The following is an 11,274-nucleotide window of genomic DNA, read 5'->3' as shown; positions in this document are numbered from 1 at the left end:
CAGCGACGCGCTGCCGCGCAGGCCGCGCAGCGGCTGCGCGAGGCCGGGGGCGAAGACTTCGCCGATCTCCAGGTCCGCGATCGTGATTGCGACCGGCGACAGCAGGCTCAGCGGCGGTTTGGCCGGTTCGGTCGACGCGCTGGGCGCGACCTGCACCCACAGGCGCGCGACGGCCAGCCGGTCGGCCCGGACCTCGCCCCACAGCAGCGGCGATCGATTCCAGACCAGCCGCACGTTCCGCCATTGCAGCTGTTCGAGGACGATGCGGTCCTCGGTCCCGGGCAGGACGAGTTCGGCGCGGTCGACGTCGAAGTCGCCCAGCAGCCGGCCGCGCGCGTTCTGCAGCGACAGGCCCGGCACCTTGGCCAGCACATAGGCGGTACCGCCTTCCGTTTTCAGCGCCCAGGTCAGTGCGAGAGCGACCAGGCCGAGCAGCACCGGAATGGCGAGCAGCACCCACAGCAGGCCGCGGCCGCGACGGCGACGGCGCGGCCGCGCGTCGGTCGGCGGTGAAGAGGAATCGTCGCGCGGGTCGCTCATCGGATTACAGGTTGATGCCGACGCTGAAATGCAGGCGCCACTTGTCGACCAGGTTGCCCTTGGCGAAGTCGAAACGCAGCACGCCGACCGGGCTGCGGTAGCGCAGGCCGGTGCCGTAGGCCCAGGCGGGGTGGAAGTCGCCCCAGTTCTGCGCGGCCTGGCCGGCGTCGAGGAACACGGCACCCATCAGCTGCGGGATGCGCGGGGTGAGCGGGTGCGAGACCTCGACGCTGCCGTTGAGCATCACGCGGCCGCCGGTCTGCGCGCCGGTGGAATTCACCGGCCCCAGGTCGTTGTAGCCGTAGCCGCGCACGCTGTCGTCGCCGCCGGTGCGGAAGCGCAGCGCCTCGGGCAGGCCGAGCTTGCCCTTGGCGAAGATCTGTCCGCCCTCGAGCCGGGTCGAGAACAGCCAGCGCCCCGACAGCGGCGAGTACCAGTAGATCTTGCCGGTGGCCCGCGCGAACGGGCCGTTCTTCTCCGACGAGCTGTCGGCCCAGCCGCCGCCGACCGTGGCCGTCGCGCTCCAGCCCTTGGTCGGCAGCACGCGCGAGTCCAGCCGGCGCCAGGTCATCTGCTGGTTCAGCGAGACCGCGCCGGCCACCGTCGTCGGGATGTCGGGCTTGTGCTCCCAGGCGCGGATCACCTCGACGTAGGTCAGCCGGTCTTCGGGGTCGGTTTCCTTCGCATAACCGAAACGCGTGCTGAGGTTGAGGTTGACCTGGTCGTTGTCATCGATGCGCTCGACCTTCACCAGCGCCAGGCTGCGCTGCATGTTGGGCTGCGGGTGCGAGCTGATTTCCGTGTCCAGCGCCTGGCGCACGCGCGACAGCTCGAGCTTGCTGCGCTCGCGGATGTTCAGGCCGAAGGGCTTGCGGTGCGTGTATTCGACGCTCGCGCTCGGGCCGTCGACGGTCCGGTAACCGACGCCCAGCACGACCTGCTGGCGCGCGGCCTCGCGGATCTTCACCGTCACCGGCACCTCGACCGTTTCGGCGCCGGGCGGCGGGGTGACGCTCTCGGGCTGGATCTCGACGCTGGCGCTGTCGAACAGCTGCGTGCCCACCAGCCGCTCCTGGAAGTCGAGCAGCAGCTTCTCGTTGTAGGGCTGGTGCAGCTGATAACCGGCCAGCCGGCGCACGCTTTCCTCGGGCTGGTGGTTCAGGCCCTCGACGGTCAGCTCGCCGAGCGTGAACAGCGGACCGCTCTCCAGCGTGACGGCGATGTCGACCTGGTTGTCGTCGGCCTGCACGACCGCCTCGCTGTGTGTCATCCGCGCCAGCGGGTAGCCCTGCGCCCGGGCGCGCGTCAGCAGCGCGTTCTTGGCGGCCGCCCAGTCGCCCTGGCTGAAGCCGGTCTGCGGCGGCAGCAGCCAGCTCTGCGTCAGCGTGCGGTCCAGCGCGGTCGCGAGCTTGTCGCCGCGCTCGCTGGCGGTCTTCAGCGGCCCCTCGATGCGCAGATCCATCTGGCGGACCAGCGCGCGCGGACCGGTCTCGACGATCAGGCGCAGGTTGCGCACGCCGTCGGACAGGTCGCCCACCTCCTCGGTCCGGACCTTGGCGTTGAAGTAGCCGGCCGTCTCCAGCAGCTTGGTGGCCTGCTCGGGCGCGACGGCGGCGAGCCGGCGCAGTTCGCCGGCGGTCAGGCGCATGTCCTCGGGCGTGTCGCGGAAGCGCGCCAGGTCCAGGTGCTCCAGCAGCAGCGCGCGCAACTCGGGCGGCGCTTCCACGGTCAGCTCGTAGGCCGAGATCTTGCGCGTGCTGGTCACGTAGGGATTGTTCGCGTCGGCCTCTTCGGTCGCGGCGACCTTCACCTGCGCCTTGCGCTCGGTCGGCAGCAGCGAGCAGCCGCCCAGCAGCGCGAGCGCCGCGCCGATCGTGAGGATCGGCAGCGCGCGCCGCAGCCATCGAGTCACCGGAAACGTCGGAGTCGTCGCCGTCATCGATTGAGCACGCGCATCGCCTGTTCGAGGCCGCCCATCGTGAGCGGCATCATGCGTTGCTGCATCAACTGCTGAATCAGGGAGATGCTCTGGCGGTACTGCCAGACCCCGGCCGGTTCGGGATTGATCCAGACGTGCTTGTTGAAATGGGCGGTGAGCCGCTGCAGCCACTCGGCGCCGGCTTCCTCGTTGTTGTACTCGACGCTGCCGCCGGGCTGGAGGATCTCGTAGGGACTCATCGTCGCGTCGCCGACGAAGATCAGCTTGTAGTCCCGGTTGTACTTGTGGATCAGGTCCCAGGTCGAGGTCTTCTCGGCGAAGCGGCGACGGTTGTTCTTCCACACGAAGTCGTAGACGCAGTTGTGGAAATAGAAGAATTCCAGGTGCTTGAACTCGCTCTTGACCGCGGAGAAGAGCTCCTCGACGCGGTGCACGTGTTCGTCCATCGTGCCGCCGACGTCCATCAGCAGCAGCAGCTTCACCTTGTTGTGGCGCTCCGGGATCATCCGGATGTCCAGCATCCCGGCGTTGGCCGCCGTCTTGTGGATGGTGTCGTCCAGGTCGAGTTCCAGTTCCGAACCCTCGCGCGCGAAGCGCCTCAGCCGGCGCAGCGCCACCTTGATGTTGCGCGTGCCCAGCTCGATGTTGTCGTCGTAGTCCTTGTAGGCGCGCTGGTCCCAGACCTTGACCGCGCTGCGCTGGCCGCCGGGGCCGCCGATGCGCACGCCGCGCGGGTTCGCGCCGCCGTTGCCGAACGGGCTGGTGCCGCCGGTGCCTATCCAGCGGCTGCCGCCTTCATGGCGTTCCTGCTGTTCCTCGAGGCGCTGACGCAGCGTGTCCATCAGCTCGTCCCAGTCCAGCGCCTTCAGCTGCGCGAGCTGCTCGGGCGTCAGCTCGCGTTCGAGCTGTTTCGTCAGCCATTCCTGCGGCAAGGCCTTGAACAGGTCGCCCATCAGCTCGACGCCCTTGAAGTAGGCGGCGAAGGCGCGGTCGAACTTGTCGAACAGCGCCTCGTCCTTGACCAGCGAGGTCCGGGCGAGCGCGTAGAACTTGTCGACCGTCGGGCCGCTGCCGCCGATGTCGGTGTCGTCGAGCACCCCGGCCTTCATCGCTTCGAGCAGGGTCAGGTACTCCTTGACGGAGACGGGCAGCTTGGCGGCGCGCAGCGTGTAGAAGAACTGGATCAGCATGGGCCTCCCCCTAGACTCCGGGGCATCAGGGCATTATCCATGCCGACCGGCGGGGCGCAGGCGTAGCATCGGTGCCAAACACGGCTCCGCGGTCGCGGAACCGCGCAGCCTCCAACGTTGGGGTCGGGCGAATGGATCACGGGCAGGGCAGCGGCGACGACAACGCCGAGGTCGAAGGCATGTTGCAGGCGCTGTACGGCGCCGTCGGCGAGGAACGCGGCCGTTGGGTCGGCAGTTTCCAGAACTACCGGCTGACCAGCGCGTTCCAGCCGGTCTACAGCTATCCGCACCGCCGGCCCGTCGGTTATGAAGGCCTGATCCGCGTCGAGGACGAACGCGGTCGCCCCATCGCCCCGGTGACCGCCTTCGAGGGCGTCGGCAACTTCGAGCAGCAGATCTGGCTGGACCGCCTGTGCCGGCTGCTGCACGTGCACAACTTCGTCGCGCAGCGGCAGCCGGACTGCTGGCTGTTCCTGAACATCCATCCGGCCGTCTTCATGCATGCGGCGCTGCAGGTGCGCATGCTGGCGCGCGCGGTCGAGGTCGTGCACCAGCTGGGCCTGCCGACGCACCGCCTGGTCTTCGAGGTCACCGAGGACGTGATGGCCCGCGACGACAGCTTCGAGGAAGCGGTCGAGGCCGCGCGCGCCACCGGCTGCCTGCTGGCGCTGGACGACTTCGGCGTGGGGCATTCGAACTTCGATCGCATCTGGCGCATCCGGCCGGAGATCGTCAAGCTGGACCGCTCGCTGCTGATGCGCTCGCGCGGATCGCGGCGCATGGCGCGGGTGCTGTCGCAGATGGTGGCGCTGCTGCACGAGTGCGGCTCGCTGGTGCTGCTGGAGGGCATCGAGACGGCCGAAGACGCGCAGCTCGCGATGGATGCGGACGTGGACCTGGTGCAGGGCTTCGCTTTCGGCCATCCGGCGCCGTTCCTGCGCGACGGCGAGGGCGTGTCCGCGCTGGAGGACGTCTGGAGCATGTTCAACGAGCGCCAGGCACAGCTGCGGCGCGATCACCTGGACCGGCTGACGCCGTTCCGCACGGCGCTGGCGTTGTCGCTGCAGACGGTGCAGCAGGGGCGGCCGCTGGCCGAGGCCTGCCAGCCCTTCCTCAAGCTGGAGGGCGCGCAGATGTGCTACCTGCTGGACGACGACGGACGCGAGATCGGCGCGCGCGCGGTGCCGGCCTCGGGGCCTGCGGAGATCGATCCGCGCTTCCTGCCGATGGAGCGCGCGGGCGATGCGCGCTGGGCGCGGCGACCCTACTTCCGCCGCGCCGTCGAGACCGTCGGCGAGATCCAGACCACCCGCCCCTACCTGAGCCTGCATGGGGCCAGGATGTGCGTGACGGTGTCGGTCGCCTACTGGCAGGATGGTCGCCTGCGCGTCCTGTGCGGCGATCTGGACTGGGACGAGGTCTAGCCCCCACGCGTCACTCGCACTCCCAAGGCCCGCGGGCAGCGGGTGAGCGTGGGGCCGGAATGGTGCTGGGGGTTCCCGGAGGGATGCCCCCTGCGCCGTGGAGTGCCCGCGCTTGGCCATACGTGGTACGCCTCGCGCAAGTCCTGTCCCCGGGTCCAGTGCTTGCCAAAGACGGATGGGTCCACTTACGCCGAGGTCCTGCGGGGCCGCTGCCCTCCCATGTCACGACTGCAGTACCTGTTGGCCGCGTTGGCGGTTGGGGCGCTCCTCGCCCATGTGCCCGCGAGGGCTGCGGCGCCTGAGGCTTGTTCATGGGACCGGCCGGGCCACGACAGTTTCATGGGCGACGTGCCTGCGGCGGTCGACCGCTACAAGGACATCGCCCCCGATGTGCGCGAGCGTCTGAAGACGCGCATGCGGGCGCACGACTACGACGACATCGTCGAGATCTCGCGCGACAGCATCGAGGGCAACGCAGGCTACGAGCCGCGGATCCGCGACATGCACTTCGGCCAGGGCCGCGTCTGCGCGAGCGTGAGCCGCGATCGCTGGTCCGACGACCAGCGCGAGCGCGCGCTGGTCTATTGCGAGGGCGGCGACTGCGTGATGGTGCCGACGGTGTGCCGCAACGTGAGCCGCATCGCCCGGGTGCCGGGCGGTGGCGGCGGGCCGGTGCCCCCGCCGGGCGAGGGCGAACTGCCCTTCGATCCGCCAGGGGCCGGTGCGCCGGCGCCGGTGCCCGAAGGCCAGGTGCCGCCGCTGTCGACCTTGCCGCCGTCTCCGCTGACGGGGGTTCCCGGCATACCGCCCGGGTCGTTTGCGAGCCCACCGCCGGTCTCGATCGGCCCGCCGTCGGCGGGGCCGCCGATCTCGATCCCGACGCCCCCGCTCTTCGTGCTGCCGCCGCGTGTCGAGGACGTGCCGACGCCGGCAGTGCCGGAGCCCTCGACCTGGGCGATGGCCGCGGCGGGCCTGGCGTTGCTGACGCTGCTGGTCAGGCGCGCTTCTTCTTCGAAGCGGGCTGTGCGTCGAGCTTCTTGCCGACCTTGACCCCGGCCTTGACTCCTGCCTTGACCCCGGCCTTGGCGCGACCCTTGGCGCCGCCCTTGTCGTGGCCCGTGTCGTGGCGCTTGAGCCAATCGAAGAACTCGCCGTACCAGAGCCTGGAGTTGCGCGGCTTCATGACCCAATGGTTCTCGTCCGGGAACCACACCAGCCGGGCCTCGATGCCCTGGGCCTTCAGCGTGTTGTAGTACGCCAGGCCCTGGGCGTCGGGGACGCGGTAGTCGAGCTGGCCGTGGATGACCAGCGTCGGCGTGTTGAAGTTCTGGGCGTAGGCGATCGGGTTCTGCGCGGCGACCTTGGCCGGGTCCTTCCAGTACGGCGTGCCGAGTTCCTTGGCGTGCCACAGGTAGGCGTCGTTCGCGAACATCGCCGTCCAGTCGAAGCAGCCCGCGTGGCAGATGTAGGCCTGGTAGCGGCCGACCGGCAGATGGCCGTTCATCCACGACACCATGTAGCCGCCGTAGCTGCCGCCGACGGCGAAGACGCGTCGGGGATCCGCCCACGGCTGCTTGAGCAGCAGGTCGGTCGCGATCTCGATGTCCTGCAGCTCCAGCTCGGCCCAACGTCCGGTGATCGAATCGGCGAAGCGGTTCCCGTAGCTCGACGAGCCGTGGTAGTTCACGCAGGCGACGACGTAACCCTGCGAGGCCATCGCCTGGTGGTTCCAGCGCCAGTGCCAGCTGTCGCCCATGGCGGTGTGCGGGCCGCCGTGGATCTGCTGCATCAGCGGCACCTTGGTCTTCTGCTTCGGATCGAAGCCGGGCGGGTGGTAGAGCCACATCTGGACGAGCTCGCCGAGCGCGCCTTCGTACCAGAGTTCCTCGACCTCGCCGAAGCGGAAGGTGGCGAGCGCCGCGTCGTTGAAGGACTCGATGCGGTGCAGCACCTGCTCCTCGGCGTCGCCTTCGCGATCGACGACGGAGACCTGCGGCGGGAAGGACGCGCTGTCGTGCAGCACGACCAGCGTGCCGGCTTCCAGCGCGAACGCGCCGACGTGGCCGCCCTCGCAGAGCGGGAAAGCGTGCAGCGTCTTCACGTCGAAGCGGTAGAGGTGGCGGCGGCCCTGGTCCTCGGCGCAGAAGAGCACGCCGAGGTCGTCCTCGTCCCAGCGCAGCGGGGCGGCGACGTCGTGGTCCCAGTCCTCCGACAGCACGGCCCAGTTGCCGTGGGTGTCCAGCACCGCCAGCTGCTGCGGCATCGTGTGCTTCAGGCCCTGGTGCGTGGCGATGAAGGCGATGTGCTGGCCCGCGTGGCTGTAGACCGGCGCGACGAAGTCCCAGCCCGGCTCGTGCAGCAGCACCTGCGCGCGGCCCGAACGCACGTCGATCTCGGCCAGCGCGTTGCGATGCTCCAGCGTCTTGGGCGTGTACGGGTCGAAGCTGAACACGATGCGCTGCCCGTCGGGCGAGATGTCGAAGGTGTCGGCATCGGGCTCGGCGCGGCTGAGCTCGAAGTCGGTGCCCTCGAACAGGTCACGGACCTCGCCGCTGGCGACGTCCAGCACGTGCAGGTGCGGCACGCGGTTCATCGGCAGCGAATGGTCCCAGAAGCGGTAGTAGCCTTCCTCGGTCACATAGGCCGAGTCCTTGCGGTCCTTGTCCGCCTTGCGGCGTTCGGCCTGCGCGGCCTGACCCTTCAGGCCCGGGTCGACCCAGGACACGAAGGCCAGGCGCCGGCCGTCGGGGAACCACTTGAAGGATTCGACGCCGAAGGGCAGCTTCGTGACGCGGCGCGCCTCGCCGCCGTCGGGCGGGATGACGTAGAGCTGAGGCGCCTCGTCCTTGTCGCCTTCCTGCTCGCGCCGCGCGACGAAGGCGACGGCGTCGCCGGTCGGGCTCCAGCGCGGCTGGCCGTCCTTCTCGCCGGCGGAGGTCAGCGGACGGGGCTCGCCGCCCAGCGTCGACAGCAGCCACAGCGAGGTCTCGCCCTTGTTCTTCTCCATGTCGTAGCGGGTGACCGGCACGACGGCCTGCGCGCCGTCCGGCGACAGGCTGGGCGCGCCGATGCGCGCCAGCGCCCACAGCGCGTCGACGTCGAAGGTCTTGAGCGCGGATGAGGTCTTCTTCGAAGCCGTCTTCGTGGTGGCGGACTTTCTTGCCGCGGACTTGGCGGCGGACTTCGTGGGGGTCTTTTTCACGGCGGGCATCAGGCGCTCCGGGGTTTGTCGATCAACCACTGCAGGTGGGTCTGGATGGTCGGCCATTCGGCCGCGGTGATGCTGTAGACGGCGGTGTCGCGCGGCAGGCCGCTGGGCATGATCACGTGCGAGCGCAGGACGCCGTCGAGCTGCGCGCCCAGGCGCTCGATCGCCCGGCGGCTCTGCGTGTTCAGGCGGTTGGTGCGGAACTCCACCGCGATGCAGCCGAGGGTCTCGAAGGCGTGCTTCAACAGCAGCAGCTTGCACTGCGTGTTCAGGCCGCTGCGCTGGCTGGAGGCGCGGGTCCAGGTCGAGCCGATCTCGACGCGGCGGTTGGTCGCGTCGATGTTCATGAAGGTCGTCATGCCGGCGACGCGGCCTGCGGCGTCGAAGACGGTGAACGGGTTCATCGAGCCCGCGTCGCGCAGGCCCAGCCGGCGGTCGATCTCGGCGCCCATGCGGTCGGGCGCGGGCACGGTCGTGTACCAGAGCTTCCAGAGTTCGCCGTCGGCGACCGCGTCGACGAGCGCCTCGCGGTGGTCCTGTGAGAGCGGCTCGAGCCGCGCGTGCGGACCGGTCAGCGTGACCGGCGCGGTGAAGGGGTTGGGTGCGGTCATGAAGCGGGCCGACCCTCGGCCGGCGGTTCGAGGAGAAGAGAAACGGGCGGAGGGGCGGCCGGCGCCTCAGCCTTTGTTGCCGAGCAGCAGCCGGCGCAGCGCCCAGCGGCAGGCGCCCATGCCGACAAGGATGGTCAGCAGGCCCAGGATCTGCGTCGTGCCCCAGCCGGGTTGGCCGATGAATTCCCATCCGAGCGCGCGGCCGGCCAGCAGGCCGATCACGCCGCCCCCGACGAATCCGAGCGCGTCGGCCAGCGCGGCGCGCCAGGCGGTGTTGAAGTCTTGACTCATGCGGGGATCGTACGGGCGGCGGTCAACGGTTGCGGCTCTGCATGTAGACGAGTTTCTCGAACAGGGTCAGGTCCTGCTCGTTCTTCAGTAGCGCGCCCACCAACGGTGGGATCGCGACCTTGTCGTCCTGCGTCTGGAGCGCCTCCAGCGGGATGTCCTCGGCCAGCAGCAGCTTGAGCCAGTCGATCAGCTCCGAGGTCGAGGGCTTCTTCTTGAGCCCCGGCAGCTTGCGCACGTCGTAGAAGGTCTTCAGCGCGGCGGCCAGCAGGTCCTTCTTCAGCCCGGGGAAGTGGACGTCGACGATGGCCTGCATCGTGTCGGCCTCGGGGAACTTGATGTAGTGGAAGAAGCAGCGGCGCAGGAAGGCGTCCGGCAGCTCCTTCTCGTTGTTGGAGGTGATGAACACCAGCGGCCGGTGCTTGGCCCGGACCCACTCGCGGGTCTCGTAGACGTAGAACTCCATCCGGTCGAGTTCGCGCAGCAGGTCGTTGGGGAACTCGATGTCGGCCTTGTCGATCTCGTCGATCAGCAGCGCCACCGGCGTGTCGGAGGAGAAGGCCTCCCACAGCGTGCCCTTGACGATGTAGTTGGCGATGTCGCGCACCTTGTCGTCGCCGAGCTGGCTGTCGCGCAGCCGGCTGACGGCGTCGTATTCGTACAGGCCCTGCTGCGCCTTGGTCGTGCTCTTGACGTGCCACTGCAGCAGCGGCAGTCCCAGCGCCTTGGCGACCTCCTCGGCCAGCAGCGTCTTGCCGGTGCCCGGTTCGCCCTTGACCAGCAGCGGCCGCGTCAGCGTGATGGCCGCGTTGACCGCCAGCATCAGGTCGGGCGTGGCGACGTAGTCCTGGGAACCTTGGAATTTCATGGGCGGGCTTCTCTAGCGCAGGGGTGAAAACCAGTATATAGGGCCCCCCCTATAATCGCGCCGCCCCAAATCCTAGAAGATCGGGACCATGAGAAGACAACTGCAGATCTCCCTCGCGTTGATGCTGGCCGGTAGTGCGTTTGTTGTAGCCGCTCAGTCCAACGCTTCTTCGTCGCCCGCGCCGGGACAAGCGCCGTCGACGACCAACCCTGCCGGCGCGACAGGCGCCGCAACACCTGGCCCCCAGGCCAACGTACAGGCCAAGGTGGCCATGTGCATCGGCTGCCATGGCATCCCCGGCTACCAGGCGACCTTCCCCGAGGTCCACAAGGTGCCGATGATCGCGGGCCAGAACGCCCAGTACATCGCCAACGCGCTGGCGGCCTACGCCAAGGGCGACCGCAAGCACCCGACGATGCGCGGCATCGCGCTGCCGCTGGGCGACAAGGACATCGCGGAGATCTCCAACTACTACGCCGGCCTGGCCAAGGTCGACGCGGTGCCGCCGACGGTGGAAGCGCCGGCCGACATCAAGAAGCTGCTCGACAAGGGCGCGTGCGCGAGCTGTCACGGCGCCAACTTCAGCAAGCCCATCGACGGGACCTACCCGAAGATCGCCGGCCAGCACGCCGACTACCTCTACGTGGCCTTGAAGTCCTACCAGATCGAGGGCAAGCCCTATCACGGACGCACCAATGCGGTGATGGCGGGCCAGGTGAAACAATTCAGTCACGCCGAACTGAAGCTTCTGTCGCAATATTTGGCAGGCTTGCCGTCCGAACTCCGTACAGTCCCGCAATCGCGGTTCCGCTGATTCGTGGCAGGCTAGACCCTGACCCGGGTTCAAGCGAAAGCAGTAGCAAACCGCCCGCCAGGGCGGTTTTTTATTGCCTGATCTGACTGTGCGTGCGCCAAGGAGGGCGCCATACTGTGTTGTCCTGGACGAAAACGCCAGTCATGCTGAAGAAGATCCCCACGGCCCAGGTGAAGCTGGGCATGTATCTGCAAGGGATGGAAGGGTCGTGGCTGTCGCACCCTTTCTGGAAGACGAAATTCGTCCTCACCGATCCCGAGGATCTCAAGGCGCTGAAAGCGAGCGGCGTGCCGTTCTGCTGGATCGACGCGTCCAAGGGCCTGGACGTCGATGCGCCCGAGGCGCCGAAGGCGGCCCTGGCGCCGCCGGCTGCCGCGCCTGCGCCTGCGCCT

Annotated in this window: 11 protein-coding genes; 4 read left to right on the top strand and 7 right to left on the bottom strand. The window is 68.8% G+C overall.

The annotated features are described in order from the left end of the window. The 3 genes from VF536_RS25115 to VF536_RS25105 form a co-directional block, all read right to left on the bottom strand. On the bottom strand, positions 1-540 hold a 540-nt coding region (locus VF536_RS25115), incomplete at its 3' end, for a hypothetical protein (protein ID WP_331617692.1). Positions 541-544: 4 nt separating this feature from the next. Next, positions 545-2,452 carry an autotransporter assembly complex protein TamA gene (locus VF536_RS25110; RefSeq protein ID WP_331617691.1) on the bottom strand — a complete coding sequence of 636 codons (1,908 nt, stop codon included), beginning with the start codon at positions 2,450-2,452 and terminating at the stop codon, positions 545-547. Positions 2,453-2,475: 23 nt separating this feature from the next. Next, positions 2,476-3,669 (bottom strand): vWA domain-containing protein, encoded by a 1,194-nt coding sequence (locus VF536_RS25105; protein WP_331617690.1) that lies wholly within the window; start codon positions 3,667-3,669, stop codon positions 2,476-2,478. A gap of 131 nt (positions 3,670-3,800) precedes the next feature. Here VF536_RS25105 and VF536_RS25100 point away from each other — a divergent pair, with 131 nt between their 5' ends. Both VF536_RS25100 and VF536_RS25095 read left to right on the top strand, forming a co-directional pair. Beyond that, positions 3,801-5,093, top strand: coding sequence for an EAL domain-containing protein (locus tag VF536_RS25100; protein WP_331617689.1), 1,293 nt, complete (start codon positions 3,801-3,803; stop codon positions 5,091-5,093). Between the two features lie 339 nt (positions 5,094-5,432). Continuing rightward, the gene (locus tag VF536_RS25095; protein WP_331617688.1) at positions 5,433-6,143 is read left to right on the top strand and encodes an MHFG family PEP-CTERM protein; all 711 of its coding nucleotides are present in this window, start codon (positions 5,433-5,435) and stop codon (positions 6,141-6,143) included. Here VF536_RS25095 and VF536_RS25090 read toward each other — a convergent pair. The 4 genes from VF536_RS25090 to VF536_RS25075 all read right to left on the bottom strand — a co-directional run bounded on the left by VF536_RS25090 (position 6,088) and on the right by VF536_RS25075 (position 10,068). Continuing rightward, complete coding sequence (locus VF536_RS25090; RefSeq protein WP_331617687.1) at positions 6,088-8,304, bottom strand: S9 family peptidase; 2,217 nt, start codon at positions 8,302-8,304, stop codon at positions 6,088-6,090. The genes VF536_RS25095 and VF536_RS25090 overlap by 56 nt on opposite strands. Beyond that, positions 8,304-8,912: a GNAT family protein gene (locus VF536_RS25085; protein ID WP_331617686.1), complete on the bottom strand. Its 609-nt coding sequence runs from the start codon at positions 8,910-8,912 to the stop codon at positions 8,304-8,306. Before VF536_RS25085 ends, VF536_RS25090 begins: the two co-directional genes overlap by 1 nt. 66 nt (positions 8,913-8,978) lie before the next feature. Beyond that, positions 8,979-9,203 (bottom strand): hypothetical protein, encoded by a 225-nt coding sequence (locus VF536_RS25080; RefSeq protein WP_331617685.1) that lies wholly within the window; start codon positions 9,201-9,203, stop codon positions 8,979-8,981. 22 nt (positions 9,204-9,225) lie between these two features. Further along, positions 9,226-10,068, bottom strand: coding sequence for a MoxR family ATPase (locus tag VF536_RS25075; protein ID WP_331617684.1), 843 nt, complete (start codon positions 10,066-10,068; stop codon positions 9,226-9,228). An 88-nt stretch (positions 10,069-10,156) separates the two neighbouring features. On the opposite strand from VF536_RS25075, the gene VF536_RS25070 reads away from it, so the two are divergent. After that, the gene (locus tag VF536_RS25070) at positions 10,157-10,882 is read left to right on the top strand and encodes a c-type cytochrome (protein ID WP_331617683.1); all 726 of its coding nucleotides are present in this window, start codon (positions 10,157-10,159) and stop codon (positions 10,880-10,882) included. Between the two features lie 143 nt (positions 10,883-11,025). Continuing rightward, positions 11,026-11,274, top strand: a 249-nt coding sequence (locus tag VF536_RS25065; protein ID WP_331617681.1) for a DUF3391 domain-containing protein, incomplete at its 3' end; no start/stop codon positions are given.

Source organism: Roseateles sp. (genome assembly GCF_036486225.1).
Taxonomy (GTDB): Bacteria; Pseudomonadota; Gammaproteobacteria; order Burkholderiales; family Burkholderiaceae_C; genus Roseateles.
The sequence above is the reverse complement of the archived record's forward strand: the minus strand, read 5'-3'. Positions and strand labels throughout refer to the sequence as shown.